Origin of the sequence: Mesorhizobium sp. M0062 (assembly GCF_040323125.1) — a bacterium.
In the GTDB taxonomy this organism is placed as follows: domain Bacteria; phylum Pseudomonadota; class Alphaproteobacteria; order Rhizobiales; family Rhizobiaceae; genus Mesorhizobium.
In genome coordinates this window covers 50,745-68,250 of sequence record NZ_JAMYUO010000020.1, presented here as the reverse complement: position 1 = coordinate 68,250, position 17,506 = coordinate 50,745, and the positions used below count along the sequence as shown (strand labels likewise).

Annotated in this window: 18 protein-coding genes; 10 read left to right on the top strand and 8 right to left on the bottom strand. The window is 62.7% G+C overall.

Annotation, left to right across the window (positions count from 1 at the left end):
* Positions 1–4: 4 nt before the first annotated feature.
* On the bottom strand, positions 5–1,201 hold the full coding sequence (locus tag NKJ64_RS21835) for a Tm-1-like ATP-binding domain-containing protein (RefSeq protein ID WP_023828300.1): 1,197 nt from the start codon (positions 1,199–1,201) through the stop codon (positions 5–7).
* A 111-nt stretch (positions 1,202–1,312) separates the two neighbouring features.
* Here NKJ64_RS21835 and NKJ64_RS21830 point away from each other — a divergent pair, with 111 nt between their 5' ends.
* From NKJ64_RS21830 to NKJ64_RS21795, 8 genes are all read left to right on the top strand, one after another.
* On the top strand, positions 1,313–1,996 hold the full coding sequence (locus tag NKJ64_RS21830; protein WP_023828301.1) for a TetR/AcrR family transcriptional regulator: 684 nt from the start codon (positions 1,313–1,315) through the stop codon (positions 1,994–1,996).
* A 302-nt stretch (positions 1,997–2,298) separates the two neighbouring features.
* Positions 2,299–3,411 (top strand): ABC transporter ATP-binding protein, encoded by a 1,113-nt coding sequence (locus NKJ64_RS21825; RefSeq protein ID WP_031237758.1) that lies wholly within the window; start codon positions 2,299–2,301, stop codon positions 3,409–3,411.
* 46 nt (positions 3,412–3,457) lie between these two features.
* Complete coding sequence (locus NKJ64_RS21820) at positions 3,458–4,891, top strand: ABC transporter substrate-binding protein (protein WP_023728574.1); 1,434 nt, start codon at positions 3,458–3,460, stop codon at positions 4,889–4,891.
* 80 nt (positions 4,892–4,971) lie between these two features.
* Positions 4,972–6,033 carry a carbohydrate ABC transporter permease gene (locus tag NKJ64_RS21815; protein WP_023835039.1) on the top strand — a complete coding sequence of 354 codons (1,062 nt, stop codon included), beginning with the start codon at positions 4,972–4,974 and terminating at the stop codon, positions 6,031–6,033.
* 3 nt (positions 6,034–6,036) lie between these two features.
* A complete protein-coding gene (locus NKJ64_RS21810; RefSeq protein WP_023728572.1) occupies positions 6,037–6,975 on the top strand; it encodes a carbohydrate ABC transporter permease in 939 nt (312 codons plus the stop codon).
* A gap of 1 nt (position 6,976) precedes the next feature.
* Entirely contained in the window at positions 6,977–8,065 is a 1,089-nt protein-coding gene (locus NKJ64_RS21805; RefSeq protein WP_023733630.1) for an ABC transporter ATP-binding protein, read from the top strand.
* The gene (locus NKJ64_RS21800; RefSeq protein WP_023728570.1) at positions 8,062–8,502 is read left to right on the top strand and encodes a hypothetical protein; all 441 of its coding nucleotides are present in this window, start codon (positions 8,062–8,064) and stop codon (positions 8,500–8,502) included. The genes NKJ64_RS21805 and NKJ64_RS21800 overlap by 4 nt, the downstream gene beginning before the upstream one ends.
* Positions 8,503–8,555: 53 nt before the next feature.
* Complete coding sequence (locus tag NKJ64_RS21795) at positions 8,556–9,374, top strand: ABC transporter ATP-binding protein (RefSeq protein WP_502902059.1); 819 nt, start codon at positions 8,556–8,558, stop codon at positions 9,372–9,374.
* Between the two features lie 27 nt (positions 9,375–9,401).
* Here the strand turns inward: NKJ64_RS21795 and NKJ64_RS21790 are convergent, their stop codons facing one another.
* Positions 9,402–9,812 carry a DUF4437 domain-containing protein gene (locus NKJ64_RS21790; protein WP_352463305.1) on the bottom strand — a complete coding sequence of 137 codons (411 nt, stop codon included), beginning with the start codon at positions 9,810–9,812 and terminating at the stop codon, positions 9,402–9,404.
* Positions 9,813–10,029: 217 nt separating this feature from the next.
* Positions 10,030–10,377, bottom strand: coding sequence for a GFA family protein (locus tag NKJ64_RS21785; protein ID WP_352463296.1), 348 nt, complete (start codon positions 10,375–10,377; stop codon positions 10,030–10,032).
* A 116-nt stretch (positions 10,378–10,493) separates the two neighbouring features.
* Here NKJ64_RS21785 and NKJ64_RS21780 point away from each other — a divergent pair, with 116 nt between their 5' ends.
* Positions 10,494–11,789, top strand: a complete 1,296-nt coding sequence (locus NKJ64_RS21780) for an amidase (RefSeq protein WP_023728568.1) — start codon at positions 10,494–10,496, stop codon at positions 11,787–11,789.
* A 22-nt stretch (positions 11,790–11,811) separates the two neighbouring features.
* On the opposite strand, the gene NKJ64_RS21775 is transcribed toward NKJ64_RS21780, so the two are convergent.
* The 5 genes from NKJ64_RS21775 to NKJ64_RS21755 all read right to left on the bottom strand — a co-directional run bounded on the left by NKJ64_RS21775 (position 11,812) and on the right by NKJ64_RS21755 (position 16,044).
* On the bottom strand, positions 11,812–12,189 hold the full coding sequence (locus tag NKJ64_RS21775; RefSeq protein ID WP_023692018.1) for a hypothetical protein: 378 nt from the start codon (positions 12,187–12,189) through the stop codon (positions 11,812–11,814).
* Positions 12,190–12,192: 3 nt separating this feature from the next.
* Positions 12,193–13,173, bottom strand: coding sequence for an NAD(P)-dependent oxidoreductase (locus tag NKJ64_RS21770; RefSeq protein WP_023686626.1), 981 nt, complete (start codon positions 13,171–13,173; stop codon positions 12,193–12,195).
* 85 nt (positions 13,174–13,258) lie between these two features.
* Positions 13,259–13,975 carry a FadR/GntR family transcriptional regulator gene (locus tag NKJ64_RS21765; RefSeq protein ID WP_352463295.1) on the bottom strand — a complete coding sequence of 239 codons (717 nt, stop codon included), beginning with the start codon at positions 13,973–13,975 and terminating at the stop codon, positions 13,259–13,261.
* A gap of 2 nt (positions 13,976–13,977) precedes the next feature.
* Entirely contained in the window at positions 13,978–15,147 is a 1,170-nt protein-coding gene (locus NKJ64_RS21760) for a mandelate racemase/muconate lactonizing enzyme family protein (RefSeq protein WP_023683009.1), read from the bottom strand.
* A gap of 9 nt (positions 15,148–15,156) precedes the next feature.
* Positions 15,157–16,044 (bottom strand): sugar phosphate isomerase/epimerase family protein, encoded by an 888-nt coding sequence (locus NKJ64_RS21755; protein WP_023692016.1) that lies wholly within the window; start codon positions 16,042–16,044, stop codon positions 15,157–15,159.
* Positions 16,045–16,443: 399 nt separating this feature from the next.
* Here NKJ64_RS21755 and NKJ64_RS21750 point away from each other — a divergent pair, with 399 nt between their 5' ends.
* A complete protein-coding gene (locus tag NKJ64_RS21750; RefSeq protein ID WP_023726430.1) occupies positions 16,444–17,499 on the top strand; it encodes a sugar phosphate isomerase/epimerase family protein in 1,056 nt (351 codons plus the stop codon).
* The last annotated feature ends 7 nt before the right edge of the window (positions 17,500–17,506 follow it).

Sequence of the window (17,506 nt, the reverse complement as noted above, 5' to 3'; positions counted from 1 at the left end):
GCTCTCACTGTCTGGCGATGTCGAGGAAGGCCGCGGTTGCGGCTTTGGCAAATTCCGGATCGTTGATGTGCAACGGCAGGCGTGTGACCCGGCGTGTGGCGCTCGGCCTGATGGTGCGCTCGATGGCACCGAACAGCACGGCGTCGGCTTCGGGGTCGAAGAAGGCGCCGCCCTCGATATCGAGTGCCGAGACACCTTTTTCGGGGATCAGGAAATGCACAGGGCCCTCGCAGCGAGCGAGCCTGGTGCCGATCCACTCGCCTATACCGCGGCATTCGTCCACCGTGGTGCGCATCAGTGTGACGTTGGGATTGTGCTCGTAGAACAGCCGGCCCCTAAACTTCTCGGGAATGGTCGGCGGCGCCCAGAAATTGACCATGTCCAGCGCGCCGACCGAGCCTACATAGGGCAGCTTGGTGCGTGCGATGGCGCCGAAGCGGTCCTCCGTCGCAGGCAGCACGCCGCCGAGCAGCAGGTCGCAGACTTCCGTCGTGGTGATGTCGATAACACCGGCGAGCAGGCCCGAGTCCGCGAGCTTCTCCATCGAGCGGCCGCCGGTGCCGGTGGCGTGGAAAACCATGCAGTCATAGTTGGCGCGCAACTGATCCGCGATGGCGGTCACGCAAGGCGTGGTAACGCCGAACATGGTGAGCCCGAGTGCCGGCTTGCCGGTGGCAGTCGGCGCCGGCTTTGCGGCCATGCCGGCGATCGCTTGCGCCGCGTTGTGCAGCACGACGCGTGACAGCCGGTTCAGTCCCGCCATATCGGTGACCGATGGCATCATGATGATGTCGGAGACGTCGACATAGGGCGCGGTGTCGCCGGAGGCGAGCGTCGAGACCATGATCTTGGGCAGCCCAAGCGGCAGCGCGCGCATGCCAGCAGTGATGATCGACGTGCCGCCGCCGCCCCCAATGCCGATCACGCCTGATATGTCGTCGCGCGACTGAATGAAACCGGTGAAGGCGGCGCCCATGCCGGCCACTGCCGTGCCGCGATCATCGATGCCGAGCACGCCACTGGCTCCATCCGGATGATGCGCCGCGACCTCGCTGGCCGGGATATCGACCGGCACCGTGGCACCGCGCGTTCCGATGTCGACGCGGGCAACCGAACTGCCGGTGGCGGCAATAGCATCGGCCAGGAAGGCAAGTTCCTCGCCCTTGGTGTCGGCTGTGCCCACCACGTAGATGCGCTTCATCGCGTTTCTCCCGTCACCGGCCGACCGGCGCCGGACCGCCTGTCGCCCTTTGCCGGCCTTTCGGTGGGCAAAGGTCATTGCAATTTTTTGAGACGCGCGTATCGTATTGACATGGATGTCTCACGTCAACAAGCCGCTGGGAGCGACGACGCCAACGAGGCTGCCGAACGCGGCCCACGGGCCCGCACAAAACGGCTGATGCTGAAGACGGCGACGCGGCTGATGCAGGCGGGCGTCACCCCGTCGGTCAGCGAAGTCGCGGAGGCGGCGCAAGTGTCGCGCGCCACCGCCTATCGCTATTTCCCCAGCCAGGCAGCCCTGGTGCAGGCGGTGGTTGACGAGGGGCTTGGGCCGATCCTGACCTGGCAATCGACGTCCACCGATGCCGGGCGCCGCGTTGCCGAATTGTTCGATACCGCCATGCCGCGCATCGAAGCTTTCGAGGCAACTTTCAAGGCAGCGCTGAAACTGTCGCTCGACCAGTGGGCGCAGCGGCAGGCGGGCACGCTGGGCGGCGAGCCGCAATTCACGCGCGGACATCGCGTCCAGCTGCTGAAGGATGCCATCGCACCGCTCAAGGGCCGGCTGCCGCCGCGCGAGTTCAAGCGCCTGGCGCAGGCGCTGTCGATGATGTTCGGCGTCGAAGTGCTGATCGTGCTGAAGGATATATGGGGGCTCGATAGCCGCGGCATGCGGTCGGTCGCGCAATGGGCGGCGGGCGCCCTTGTGCGCGCCGCGGTGGCGGAATCAACGGCTGAAATCGATGCGGCCCCGACAGCGGCATTGGCGAAATAGCGCCAATCTGGTTCGACCAGATTTGGATGCCCACTATTGATGTTAACCGGGATGGCAGTGCCGAAACAAGGCTCTCCGATATCAACGAGTAGGAAAATTTAGGGAAAACAGTCGGATACATGAAAAATCCGGTTATAGAAGGTCCGGTGGTGATCCAAGAAAGAGCTTGACGGCTATCCAAAATTGGTAATACCAGATCAGGAAAGAAAAGGCGGATCGAGAATGACAGCCGCAGTCCATTTCGGCAGGGCGAGGAGAATCATACGGATGGCGCGTGTTCCGTCCGCACGAGGTGGCGCATCGTGACGCAGACGTCGCCTCGCGCCAGTGACGGCAAGGGGATTGCGCTGCGCCTCGATGGGCTCAGCAAGGCCTATGGATCCGTGCGCGCCATCAATGACCTGAGCTTCGCCGTCGACGAAGGCCGCTTCTTCGTACTCTTCGGGCCGAGCTCCGTTGGCAAGACGACGACGCTGCGCACTATCGCCGGCCTCGTCCAGGCCGACTCCGGCACGCTTGAGATCGGCGGCCGCGACATGGCCCATGCGCCGATCGCCGGCCGAGGCATCTCGATGGTCTTCCAGTCTTTCGCGCTTTACCCCCACCTCACGGTCTATGACAATCTCGCCTACCCGCTGCGCGAGGAGAAAGCCGCGCGCGCCGAGATTGACAAGCGGGTGAAAGAGACCGCCGAGATCCTGAAGCTGACACACCGCCTGAAGGCCAAGCCGGCAACCCTGTCCGGCGGAGAGCAGCAGCGCGTCGCGCTCGGCCGCTCCCTGATCCGCCGGCCAAAGATTCTTCTGCTCGATGAGCCGCTCACCAATCTCGACGCCAAGCTTCGGCACGAGACGCGCGCCGAGCTGAAGCGGCTGCACCGCCAGTTCGGCATGACCGTGATCTATGCCACGCCCGACGAGCTCGAGGCTCTCTCGATGGGCGAGACGATCGCCGTCATGCGCGATGGGGGCATCGTCCAGATCGGCACGCCAGACGAGCTTTACGAGCAGCCGATCAATACCTATGTCGCCAGCAAGATCGGCTCGCCGCACATGAATCTGTTCACGGCCTCGGTGCGCGCCGACACCAGATCTTTCGACACGCCGCTCGGGACTCTGGTTCCGGCGACGGCGCCAAAGACTGCCGATGCCAACGAGGCCGCGCTGATCGGCATTCGCCCGAGCGACATTCGGCTCGCCGCCAAGGGCGAAGCCGGGGTTGCCTCGAAGGTGCATCTGGTCGAACCGCTCGGCGACATAACGATCGTCTCGGTCGAGGCCGGCGGCGAGATGTTGCGCATGGTGCTGCCGGAAGCGATCGCCGCCAGCATCAGGACCGGCGATTCGGCATCGATCGCCATCGATAACAGGAAAATCCACGTCTTCCGCGCCGCGAGCGGCCAGGCAATGACCTGACTCGAACGGCGAGAAGCAATCCGGTTAACCAAGGGAGGAAACGCGAATGACGGCGATGACCAAACTGAAAGGGCTAGCGACAGCCGCAAGCTTCGCTGCCACACTACTGGTGGGAGGCGTGACCTATGCCTCTGCCGAAGAAGTGACGTTGACGATGGCGGTGCCGGATTGGCCCCCGACCCGCATTATGAAGAAGTTCTTCGACGAGCAGTACAAGCCGAAGTCTGGCAATACTGTGAAGCTCGATGTGGACTTCATTCCGTGGCCGGATTTCTACACCCGCGTCAACGCCTCGTTGACCTCGGGCGAAAAGAAGTACAACTTCATCGTGTCGGACTCGCAGTGGCTGGGCGCCTTCGTCGAAGGCGGCTACTTCCGCAAGATCAACGATCTCATCGATGCCGACCCGGAACTCAAGGCGACGATGGAGTCGATGCATCCCGCCGTGCTCAACGCCTACTCGACCTATCCCAACAGCACGCCGAACTACTACGGCTTCCCGCAGTTCCCGGACGTGCTGGTCACCTACGGCCGCAAGGACGTGCTCTGCAACAACGACGAGCAGGCCGCCTACAAGGCGAAGTACAATGAGAAGCTGCCCTGCACCGGCGAAGAAATCGACGCCATGGACTGGAACACGTTCGAGCATGTTGGCGAATTCTTCCAGCGCAAGAAGGGCGACAAGCTCGCCGGCCAGGTGCTGGATGACGATTTCTATGGCATCGCCTATCAGGCAGGCAAAGGCTACGACTTCTCGACGAGCTCGGTCCACACGTTCGTCTGGGAGCATGGCGGCGGCATCTGGGATGAAACCAAGGCCCCGACCGGACATGCCGAAGGCGTCGTAAACTCCCCGAAGTCCATCGAGGGCATGGAGCATTTCCTCAAATTGCTGAAGTTCATGCCGCCGGTGGTCAAGACCGGCACCATGGACATCTTCGTCTCGGACCAGTTGTTCCGTGAAGGCAAGGTGGCCATGAACATCGACTGGATCGGTCTCGCCGAAGCCTCGCTCGATCCCAAGACGTCGAAGGTTGCCGACAAGCTGGTGTTCGGATTGGCGCCAGGCCTGCGCGGTGCCGACGGCAAGGTGAATCGTACGTCACAGATCGGCGGACAGCCTTTCGTTCTCACCACCTGGACGACGCCTGAGCAAATCAAGGAAGCGGTTGGCTTCGTGAAGTGGTGGCTCTCGCCTGATATCCAGCACCAGTTCGCCGCCGGCGGCGGCCAGTCCGCGATCAAGTCGGTCTACAGCGATCCGAAGTATGTGACCTATCGTCCGTGGGACCGCGCCTGGGCGAACTCGCTCGACTGGCAGAAGGACATGTGGCACGTGCCGCAGTTCTTCGAACTGCTCACCCAGCAGCAGGACCAGTACGACCTAGCCATCACTGGCAAGCAGGACGCCAAGACCACCTTGGATAACATCGCCAAGTTCCAGGAGGACCTCCTGAAGAACGATGGTCTTATCCAGTAACCTTCCGACATAGCTGCGGGGAGCGGGCAAAAGCCGCTCCCCGTCATTGCCACTTCAGGCGCTCCATATTTCGGACTCCCATGACCGCTGTTTCAAGCACGCTGCTGACACCACGCCTTACCGCGGTTGTTGCCCACAACTGGAAACTCGCCATCGCTGTCGCTGTCGTCGTGTCGGCCATATCAATGGCGGGCTTGCCTGCGGCTGTCTCCTTCTGGGTGGTGGGCGCCGCGGTGGCGTTGGTCGCGGCCGCATTTACCGTCAACGCGTATCGCCGCCACTACTTCGGCGCCTTGCTGGTCGCTCCGGCAATCGCCGTTCTGTTTGTGATGAATATCTTCCCCCTGCTGTGGTCGCTGGGCCTTTCGTTCTTCGCCTACCAGGCAAACCAGCAGACGATCCGCTTCGTCGGACTCGGGAACTACATCCGGATCCTTACCAACGATCTCGCTGCTCACGCGACTTGGGGCGCGCTGATCAATACCGCCATGTTCGTCGTGTTCACCGTCTCCGCGCAGATGATCGTCGGCTTTCTGCTGGCCATCCTGTTCGCCAAGCAATTTCCGCTGCGCAAGTATTTGTTGATCCTGGTGCTGACACCGATGATGCTTTCGGTTGTCGCCTCTGGCGTGTTCTTCACCTACTACTATGACCCGACATTCGGGATTCTCAGCTACGTCATCAATTCCATCTCCGGCAACCAGTTCATCCTGATGAGCAACAAAGTCGGTGCCGTGGCGGGAATCGTTTTCGCCGACGCATGGATGTGGTCGCCCTTCGTCATGCTCCTTGTGCTGGCGGGCCTCGTCTCGGTGCCGAAATACCTTTACGAGGCCGCTGCCATCGACCGTATTTCCAGCTGGCGGCAATTCTGGATGATCACCTTCCCCTACATCCGCGGCCTTCTGATGTTGGCCCTTCTCTTCCGCACCATCGAGGCATTCAAGCTGGCGGATCTCGTCATCCTCCTCACCAAGGGCGGCAACGACACGCTGACGATCTCCTATCACTTGATCCGCATCGCCAACGAGCAGAACAAGACGAGTGAGGGCGCGTCGATCTCCTATCTGATGCTGTTCATGGTGATCGTTCTCACCAACCTCTACCTGTACCTCGCAAACCGCCGTACGCAGGGAGCCTAACCCGTGACCGAATCGATATTGGGAAAGCTCGGCTTCCGCAGGGCCAGCGGAGTAGACGAGGCCGGCTGGGGGCGGACGCTCGCCGTGGCCGTCGTCGCCTTTATCTATTTTCTGCCGGTGCTGTTCATCATATTCACCGCCTTCAAACCGCAGGGCGACGCGCTTCTGGTGCCTCCGACGCTGTCGCCCACGTCGCTGTTCGGCTTGATTCCGGATCATTTTGTGTTCAAGCCCACGCTCGAAAATTTTGGGTCCGTCTTTTCTCGCTCGATGACGTCGGGCGGTGCCCCGGAAGCGACAGGATTCGACCGTTATTTCTTCAACTCGATCTTCATCGCCTCGGCTTCGGTGCTGCTGGCGCTGGTCATCGGCACCCTGGCGGCCTTCGGCTTCTCGCGCTATCCGCTGAAAGGCAATGACACCTACCTGTTCATCATCCTGACCACGCGCATGCTGCCGGCGATTGTGGTGATCATTCCGGTGATCCTGATGTTCCGCGTAGTGGGCCTGTCGGGCTCGTATCTCGGCATCATCATGCTCTACACCGCCTTCAACCTGGCCTTCACCATCTGGATGATGAAGAGCTTCTTCGATGAATTGTCGCCAGACGTCGAGGATGCCGCCCGCCTCGACGGATCGTCCGGAATGCGGGTGTTCTTCAAGATTTGCCTGCCCCAGGTCATTGCCGGGCTCGCCGCCACGTTCGTGTTCGGCCTGATCCTCACCTGGAACGAGTTCCTCTTCGCCCTCTTGCTCTCGGGGCCCGACACGAGGACGGTCCCGGTCGCCATGAACCAGGCCGTGTCGTCGGGTGGACGCGGCACCGACTGGACTTTGCTTGCCGCCATCGAAACCCTGTTCCTCGTCCCAGTCTTCCTGGTCACCTTCTTCTTGCAAAACCATCTGTTGCGCGGTGTTACCTTCGGCACGGTGAAGCGCTGAGATGTCAACCATCGAACTCCGCAAAGTCACCAAGCGCTTCGGCTCCTTCACCGCGGTCAAGGACGTTGACCTGTCGGTGGCCGCCGGTGAGGTCGTCTGCCTTCTCGGCCCGTCCGGCTGTGGCAAGACGACGACCTTACGCGTCATCGCCGGGCTGGAAAGCGTCACTGACGGCGAGGTCGTCGTCGCCGGCAAGGTGATGAACAAACTGCCGCCCGAAAAGCGCGACATCGCCATGGTGTTCCAGTTCTACGCGCTCTACCCGTCGGCATCGATCGCCGAGAACATCGCCTTCCCGCTCTATCATGACGGCATTTCCGGGGCTGAGCGGACTGCCCGCGTCAACCGCGTCGCCGCGATCCTTCACTTGGAGCACGTTCTCGACCGGCTGCCGAACCAGATATCCGAGGGCGAAAAGCAGCGCGCCGCCATGGCCCGCGCCATCGTCCGCGACCCCAATTGCTTCCTCTTCGACGAGCCCTTGTCGCGTCTCGATGTCGAACTGCGCCAAACCATGCGTGGCCAGATCAAGGAAGTGCTGCAGGGCCTCTCCAAAGCGACCGTGATCGTGACCCATGACCAGCTCGAAGCGCTCACCATGGCCAACCGCATCGCCATCATGAAGGACGGCCTGATCGAGCAAGTCGGCTCACCGCACGAGGTATTTGCCAAGCCCGCCAATGCTTTCGTGGCGAGCTTCATCGGCACGCCGCAGATGAATCTTCTCGAGGCCGACCTCAAGGCCTTCGCCGATGGCACGGCGGACATGACCGTGGCCGGCATTAGTCTGGCGATCCGCACGGACGCGGCGGTCGCGCGCCTGCAGCCCGGCAAGGTGACGATCGGTGTCCGCCCCCGTGCTTTCACCGTGACCGATACGGGGGACCGTGGCACCATCTCCGCCAGAGCCGAGCTCATCGAGCCCATGGGCGCCGAAACCCTTATTCATGCCCGCACGGCGGCAGGCGCCGACATCCGCGTCGTGGTGACGAGAAGCCAGTGGGTCAAGGTCGGCGAGGCGCTGAATCTACGCCCCGATCCCAGGCAAACCCATGTCTTCGATGGCGCCGGAAAGGCGGTGCGGTCATGAGCGACAGTTCTTCCGGCATGAGCCGCGCCGGCGCGTTCCGCCTCGAGCTCTTCATCATTGGCCTCGGCGTCTTGGCGCTGGTGCTGATCTTTCAACCCTTTTCCATCGGCCTGTACGCGGTCGGCAGCGGTCTCGTGGTGCTTGCCGGGCTCATCAACAACCTGCTGCCGTTGGCCCAGCCGGGCGTCAAGGTGCGCAGTGTGGTGACCGTAGCGCTGGTCGTGGCGCTGGTCTTCTGCATTGCGCTGCTGGTATCGATCACGGCGGCGCATCTCTACGGCGTCTTCTTCCTCAATCCACCGGACCCCAACACTCTCGCCGGCAAGGCGCAGCTCGCCACGCCGCCTTTCTACAAGCAGGCTTTCGTGTGGGAAATCGCCGCCGCGGCGGTGATTCTCGCGCTGATCGTCACCGCTCTCAACAAGACAGCGCGATGATCAGCAGCTGACGCTATCCGGCAGGTCGCGCTCGCGCCCGTCCGCGACGGTCGGTGTGCGTCGCCCTCTCAACTCTCACGCCGTCATCCTCCGGCTTGACCGGAGGACCCGACGCCGAGATCAAGGATCGTGTCGACCGCGCCGCCAAAACACTCAGGATCGAACATCTGCTCGACCGCAAGACCGACCGCCTTTCAGGCGGCGAAATGCAGCGCGTCTCTATCGGGCGCGCCATCGTGCGCAAGCCGCGCGTGTTCCTGATGGACGAACCGCTGTCGGCGCTCGACGCCAAGCTGCGCGAGGCGCTGCGCACGGAACTGAAGAACCTGCAGATCCAGCTCGGCGCCACCTTTCTGTTCGTCACTCACGACCAGATCGAGGCGATGTCGATGGGCGACAAGGTGGGCGTGCTCAACCATGGCCGCATCATCCAGACCGGCACGCCGCACGAGATCTACAACAATCCGCGCGATACCTATGTGGCCAGCTTCGTCGGCTCGCCGCCGATGAACCTGATCGATGGCAAGCTGGTCAACGGCCGCGCGGTGATGGCGCCGCTGAATTTCGAACTGCCTTTCTCTGGGGGTGCCAAGGCGGGCGGTGCGACCGACGGTCGCCCGCTCGTCTTCGGTATTCGACCTGAGGATGTGTATCTTGAAAGCGGTGCGCCGGTCGAGGCACGCGTCCACGATGTCGAGAACCATGGCGTGGAAAAGATCCTGACTCTGCGGGTCGGCGACACGACGCTGCGCGCCACGGTGCCGGCCAGAACCGATGTCCAGATCGAGCAGCCGGTGCGCTTTGCCTGGAATCAGGACAAGGTGGTGCTGTTCGACAAGGGCAGCGACGTGAGCTTGCGGCACGCCAGCTAGTTGCGGTCGAACGACGGCGCCGCCTGACTATTTCTGGAAGTAGGTCTCGTAAGGCGTATCGTTGATCAGCAGGATCACGCACTCCGTCTCCGAGAGGCAGGCGTCGTCGTGCATCTCGTTGGCCTTCTGGGTCCAGTAGGATCCCGGCGGCAATTCGACCTTCGTCGCTTCGCCGCCGTCCATTTGCCAATGCGCCCACAGTCCCTTGATGACCACCGCGCGATAGTCGGCGGTGTGCGCATGAACCGGCGCGCGCCAGTCGCCGGGAACTTTCAGCAAGGTGCCCGCCGGGCCCTTGGCCCGGTCACCCCACAACGGGCCAAGGCGATGCGGCTGGTCTGGCACTTCGGCGACATAGGGGATCTTGTCGGCCGGGAGATAGCTGTCCTCGAGGGCAAAGGCGCGAGCGGGAAAGACGCAAGAAACGGCGAGCGCCAGAAACGCGCCGTCTTCGGCGGCCTGGTGGTCGACAATGCCGGTGTGGCCAGCGCCTTCGCCTATTGTGGCGCTGCGACCTTGCTGGCGGCGATCGTTGTGTTCGCGCGCGGCCCTAAGCGCGTCGAATAGCCGATAGCCATCCTTGGCTGAAGCAGCGGGCCCGAGAACTATCAAGGTTTTCGGGGCGTTGCTTTTGTGGTGAGAGGCCACCGTAGGGTCAGACCGCGCGGCCGTCGAAGTCGAAGACCGGCAGGCCGGTGGGATCGAAATCGGCGACGCAGTTGAGGTTGATGTAGGCGCTGCGTTTGCTGCCCTGACTGACATCCTCGGCAAAGGGATGGATGCCGCAGGTGCGGCAGAAGCGATGCGCCATTGCATGATTGCCGAATGTGTAGGTGCCGAGATCGTCGCCCCACGCCAGCACCGTCAGGCTGTCATGCGGGATGGCGGCCAACAGCGCGCCCTTGCGCGAGCAGATCGAACAATTGCACCGCACGGCGCCGGTCAGCTGCGCCTTGAATTCGAACGCAACCTTGCCGCAGTGGCAGCTGCCTTTGTACAGCATCAGTCCCTTCCGATCGCTGGCAGGTGCAAAGGCACGCTGTCCGGGCTATTCCTTCCGCTGACCTAGCGGCCCATATGCCTTAAAGACGCTCCACCTTGACGGAATCCGACATCGACATGCAATCAATCCGCGATCGTCTCGAGATCATCCTGTCACGTCTTGCCAGTTGCGCGGCAGGCGAGAAGGTGTTCACCAAACTCTATGCCGAGGCGGCGCGCGCAGCGGCCGAGGCCACCGATGCGCGCAAGAAGGCCGGCGTATCGCTCGGGCCGCTCGACGGCACCATCGTGTCGATCAAGGATCTGTTCGATGTCGCCGGCGAGCCGACCACGGCCGGGTCGCTGATGCTGAGGGACACCGCGCCCCGTCGGCACGACGCTGCGGTCGTCAGCCGTCTGCGCCAGGCCGGCGCCGTCATCATCGGCAAGACCAACATGACCGAATTCGCCTTCACCGCTATCGGCGACAACATGCACTACGGCACACCGGGCAATGCCGCCGACACCAGCCGCATTCCAGGCGGTTCGTCGTCGGGCGCCGCCGTGTCCGTTGGCGAGGGGACGAGCGACATTTCCATCGGCTCCGACACCGGCGGTTCGGTGCGCATCCCGGCATCGCTGAACGGCGTCGTCGGTTTCAAGCCGACGGCGCGGCGCGTGCCGCTGACTGGTGCCTATCCCCTTTCCGCGACGCTGGATTCGATCGGGCCGCTGGCGCTGAGTGTTGCTGCGTGTGCCCTGGCTGACGCCGCGATGACGGGCGAGCAGATGCCGCAACTGCCCCTGCCGTTAGCGCTTGCCGGGCTTCGTGTCGGCATTCCGCGCGGCCTGCTTTTCGAAGACACGGAAACGGAGATTGCCGCCGCGTTCGATCGCAGCCTTGCCGGGATCGAGCAGGCAGGCGCGTGGCTCACGGACATTTCGATCGACGACCTCATTGCCGATCTGCGCCTGGCCACCAAACGCGGCTCGATCGCGGCCATGGAAGGTGCTGAAATCCATGCCGACTGGCTGGCGACGGGCGCATCGGTGCCGGTCGATCCCCATGTCAGCGGGCCGCTGTCGCGGGCGGCGGCCATACCGACGCCGGTTTATATCAGGGCAATGCGTCGTCGCGCGGCACTGTGCATAGCCATGGACGAGCGGTTGGGTTCGGTCGATGTGCTGGCTCTGCCGACCACGCCGGTGACAGCGCCGACTATCGTTTCGATGGCCGAGGATACGGCTCTGCGTGAACGCACCGAAGGTCTGCTGCTGCGCAATACCCAGGTCGCCAACCAGTTCGACCTCTGCGCGATCTCGCTGCCGATGCCCGGCATGACGCTGCCGGCCGGACTGATGCTGGTGGCGCGCAATGGCCACGACCACCATCTGCTGCGCATCGCGGCTGAAGTCGAGCGGCTGCTCCGATAGGCAGCGAGCCGTAGGTCGGCAGTCAACGTGCCGCGCAGCGCTTGCGCTCGCTTTTCTTGGAGGAGCGTTCGATTTTGGTAACGACCAGCATCGGCGGATCGTTCGGCTGGCCGCGATGCTGGATCGATCCTCGGACGACGAGTTTTCCAGCATAAAGCTTGTCGGAGAGGTCAGGTGCCGATCTGTCCAGCGGCGGCAATTCCGTAGTGTTGAGCTCCACGCCTTTAACGACATTGCCGGTGGTCAGATCCAGCGCATTGCCTGACGGGCAGGGCGCCATCATGCAGACGATCCCATTGCTGCAATAGACATAATCGCTGCTTTGTGCCGCCGCGAGCGAAGGTAAGGCCACGATCGACGACACTGCGAGAACCAGAGATGCGAAGCGAAAACCGGACATGGTTCACGCGTCCGCCGGGAACCGTCTGCGGTAATGCTCGACCACGTCGGGATTGCGCAGATTGACAGGCAGCCGGTTGGCCAGCACCAGCAAGGTCTCGCCGGCCGCGCCCACGCCCATGCGCATCATCGATTGCTCGGTAATCCCCGCCATATGCGGGGTGACGATAACATTGTCGAAACCGAAATAGGGATGGTTTGCCGGCAGCGGCTGCGTGGCAAAGACGTCGAGTGCGGCGCCGCCGATCCGGTCTTGGCGCAAGGCCTCGATCAGCGCCTCGTCGTCGATCACCGGTCCGCGCGAAATGTTGATCAAAAGCGCGTCCGGCTTCATGCGGGCAATGCGTTCGCGGCTGATCAGGCCGCGCGTTTCCGGCGTCAGCGGGCAGCAGAGCACGATGATGTCGCTCTGTTCGATCAGCGCATCGATCGACAGGAAGCCGATCCTGTCGGGTGCCGGCTGCATGCTGCGGGTCGTCGCCACGACGTCGAGGCCGAAGCCGTGCGCGGCGATATGGGCGACCGCCTGACCGATGGCGCCGAAGCCGATGATCCCGATGGTCTTGCCGGCAAGCTCGCTGGCATGGCTGGCGTGGTCGCGGCCGGCATTCCAGCCCTTGGCGCGCAAGTCGCGGTCGACCGAACGGAAGCGCCGAAGCAGGGCAAGGGCCGCGAACATCACATATTCGGCGACCGAACGCGCATTGACCGCCGGCACGTTGGCGACCAGCACGCCGGCCGCGGCCGCGGCCTCCATCGGCACCATGTCGAGCCCGGCGCCGTGGCGGACCGCTGCTCTGAGTTTCGTGGCGTTTTCGAACAGCGACGGCGGCAGCGGTGCGCGAACGATGATGACGTCGGCATGCTTCGCCTCGGCGGTCAGCGTTGCCGCATCGAGCGCTGAGGCGACGACGAGTTCACCGGCGCCCGCCAGCATTGCGGAGGCACGCGGATGCAGCGTGTGCGTCGACAGGATTCTGGGCATGGGGCTCTCGCTAGTCGCAATTCTCAAAGGAAAGCGCCGCGCGCTTTTCCCAGAAAAACCGTTTCACACCTTTCCTGGAATTGCACTAGACCTTCTCAAGTGCCAGGCTTTGCGCTTGCGCCTCCCGGCCCTCGATGATCCCCTTCCAGTAGCTTTCCGCGCCTTGCAGGTGGGCGCTCATCAGCGCCTGGGCGAGATTGCCGTCGCGACGCAGCAGCGCCTCGTAGATCTGGATATGCTCGGCATGCGAGCGCACTGAGCGCTCGGGATCGTTGAAGTAGATCGGCAGCCGCTGCTCGCCCATCAGGTAATAGACACTGCAGATATTGTGGAAGACGCCGTTCTTGGTCGCCCGCACGATTTCGAGGTGGAATTCGCGGTCTTCGTTGGCGAGGCCTTCGCCGGCGGCGATGCACTCCTCCGAGGCTTTCAGGATCTCCCGCAGGCGTTCGAAATTCTCTTCAGTGGCGCGGGAACAGGCAAGTTCGGCGGCCTTAATCTCGTGGATCTTGCGCAGTTCGACGGTCTCGTAGATTTGCACCGGGTCGAGCGGCAGGCCGGCACGGGCAAACAGCGCCAGCGCCTCGACACTGGCCTGCCTGGTGTCGACATAGATGCCGGATTTGGCGCGGCGCTCGACGATGCGCATGGCCTCCAGAATGGCCAGCGCCTCGCGGATCTGGCCGCGACTGACGACGAAATGCTCCGCCAGTTCGCGCTCCGAAGGCGTGCGGCCGGTCTCCTTGTCCGAATGGGCGAAGAGATAGGCGGCGAGCTCGGCGAGAAGGTTCTTTTCTTTCATCGTCAACCGCGTTGCGCGTGCGCCTCCAGGAACCGCTCCGAAATGGTGAATCCCAGACCCGGCTTTTCAGGGATCGCTATCATACCGTCCCTTGCTTCGACAGTCTCTTCGATAAGATCGTGGATCATCGGGTTGGCGCCGAGCGAATATTCGACGGTAAAACTGGCAGGCGAGGCCGCACAAACATGCAGGCCGGCGAAGAAGCATGGCGCGCCGGCCCACAGATGCGGGGCAAAGCGCAGATTGAAGGCACTGGCGATGGTGCCGATCTTCATCGCCTCGCTGATACCGCCGCAAAAGGCCGGATCCGGCTGGAAGATGTCGGCGGATTTCAGCACCGCGAGATCGCGGAAGGCGTAGCGCGTCGCTTCGCTTTCGCCGGTGGCGATCGGGATCGAACCCGAGGCGCGCACCTCGGCCATACCAGCCTTGTCGTCGGCGATAACAGGCTCCTCGAACCAGGCGAGGTCGAGATCGCTGGCCAGGCTGATGAAGCGCTTGGCCTCGGCCACCGTATAGGTGCCGTGCGCGTCGACCATCAACTCGACGTCAGGACCGAGCGCCTGCCGTGCGGCGCGGACGCGGGCGGCGGAAATGTGCGGGGCGCCGTCCATGGCGCCGACGCGCATCTTCAGCGCCTTGAAGCCGCCTTTGGCGATGTAGGATTTGAGCTGCTCGCCGATAGCGTCGGCGGCAGCCCAGCCGCCTGAGGCGTAGGCCGGCATGCGGTCGAGCTTGCGGCCGCCGATGAGCCGCCACACCGGCTGTCCCAACGACTTGCCCAGAATATCCCAGAGCGCGATATCGACGGCGCTGATTGCCGCAATGCTCATGCCGCGCCGCGCCAGCTGCGGCATGGCATGGCCGGCGCGCGCGGCACTGTCATGGCGCACGCCGTTGTAGAGCATCTCCCAGATCATGCCGATGTCGGCGGGGTCGCGGCCGATCAGCTGCGGCCCGACCTCGTGATTCAGCATGTAGACCAGCGCACCATAGCTGCCGGCGCTGCCGGCGGCGTTCTTGCCCTCGCCCCAGCCGATCAGCCCGTCGTCAGTCTCAATGCGCAGGATGGCGGCGTCGAACGTCGTCACCTGGCCAAAGTCGCTGCGATGCTGCTTCGCGGCCTCAATCGGCACGCGGACCCACCACGCCTGGACCGTTTTGATGCGCATCCCGATCGGCTACTTGATTAGCGGCAGCAGCGTTTCGGCCGTGATGCGCATCTGGTCGGTGTAGAATTTCTCCGTCAGCACGCTGGAGCCGTGATCCTGGATGAACTTCAGCTGTTCGGGAGAAATGTCGACCGGATTGCGCTCGACCATGTCGGGATAGGGCGCGGCGGGTGTGCGGTCGACTGGCGCGACAAATTCGTTCGTCAGCGCGCCGTCATAGCCGACTTCCTTCAGCGTCTGCACGATCCGTGGCCAATCAATCTGGCCAAGGCCGGCGGCAAAGCGGTTGTTGTCGGCGACGTGGAAGTCGAACAGCCGTTTGCCGACCTGACGGATCGCGTCATGGACGTTAAATTCTTCCATATGGATGTGATAGGCGTCGAGGCAGACGCCGCATTCGGGGCTGACCGCATCGGCCAGGGCCAACGCCTGCGCGCCGCGGTTGAACAGATAGGTCTCGAAGCGGTTGAGCGGCTCGACCGCGATCTTGACGCCGACCTTCTTGGCATGGGTGAAGCATTCGCGGGTGGCGTCGACCACCCACTTCCATTCCTCTTCCTCGGTGCCGTCCGGTACCACTTTGCCGACGGTCGCGGGCACCAGCGTTATGATCTCGCCATCAAGTTCGCTGACCATGGTCAGCACGTCCTTGACGTACTGCACCGAGCGTTCGCGCTGGCCCTGGTCCCTGGCGGCAAGGTTGCGTTCGCCCAGCATCAGCGTCACCGACCCCCAGCAGCGGATGCCGTATTCTTTCAGCAGCGCGCGGGTCTCCTTGGTCTTGTATTGCTCGGGCTCGCCGGAAATCTCGATCGACTCGTAGCCGAATTTCTTGATGCGCTTCAGCGTCACCTCCAACGGTTCCGCGCGCATCCAGTTGTGCGTCGAAAGATGCATGGTCTATCCTTCCCAGAATTCGTCTGTGCCAGTTCGCCTGCGACGCGCCCCACAAGGCGCGTTGCGTGTTTCCTCCCCAAGGCGCTCCAGCGTTTTTGCGCAACTGGTTCGACCAATTGGGCCCTAATGGAGGTCTACAGCAATTTTTGTCGCGCGGCAAGAACCGCCGCCATGCGATATCGACATCTGTGTACCGTATTGATTATGCTGGTATATATCGCCAAAAATGGAATGCCCTGGCAGCTTTGCGCGTGAGTCAAATGGCTTGACCCATTTTCGGTATTTGGTAATACCAGAATGCCGATACGAGAATGCACATCACGAGAGACCAAAGAGGCTGGCCCTGCTTTCATCAGACGCTATGCTTGGTCCTTGGAAAAATGAATTGGGAGGATGCCGATGCCGTCGACAATGAAGGGTCCGGGGCTGTTTCTGGCGCAGTTCGCGGGGGATACCGCGCCGTTCAATTCGCTGGCCTCGATCACCAAATGGGCGGCCGGTCTCGGTTACAAGGGCGTGCAGATCCCGACCTGGGATGCACGCCTGTTCGACCTCAAGAAGGCGGCATCTTCCAAGACCTATTGCGACGAGGTGAAAGGCATCTGCGCGGATGCCGGCGTCGAGATCACCGAACTGTCGACGCATCTTCAAGGGCAGCTGGTGGCGGTGCACCCGGCCTATGATGCCCAGTTCGACGGCTTTGCACCGCCTGCGGTGCACAACAACCCCAAGGCCAGGCAGAAATGGGCGGTCGAACAGATGGAGTTCGGCGCCAAGGCCTCGAAGAATCTTGGCCTGAAAGCCTCGGTGACGTTTTCCGGCGCCCTAGCTTTCCCGTACCTCTATCCCTGGCCACAGCGGCCGGCCGGGCTGATCGAGGAGGCCTTCGCCGAGCTCGGCACACGCTGGAAGCCGATCCTGGACGTCTATGACGAAAACGGCGTCGATGTCGGCTACGAGATCCATCCTGGCGAGGACATCTTCGACGGCGCAACCTTCGAGATGTTCCTAGATGCGGTTGGCGGTCACAAGCGCTGCAACATCAACTACGACCCGTCGCATTTCCTTTTGCAGCAGCTCGACTATCTCGAATTCATCGACATCTATCACGAGCGGATAAAGGCCTTCCATGCCAAGGATGCCGAGTTCAATCCGACGGGGCGGCAAGGCGTCTATTCCGGCTATCAGAGCTGGACCAATCGCGCGGGGCGATTCCGTTCGCTTGGCGACGGGCAGGTCGATTTCGGCGGCATCTTCTCCAAGCTTACCCAGTATGGCTACGATTCCTGGGCGGTGCTGGAGTGGGAGTGTTGCCTCAAGCATCCGGAGGACGGCGCGGCCGAAGGCGCGCCCTTCATCCAGCACCACATTATCCGGGTGACGGAAAAGGCCTTTGATGATTTCGCCGGCGGCACCACCGACAAGAAGATGCTGCGCGCCATGATGGGTATTTGAGACAAGC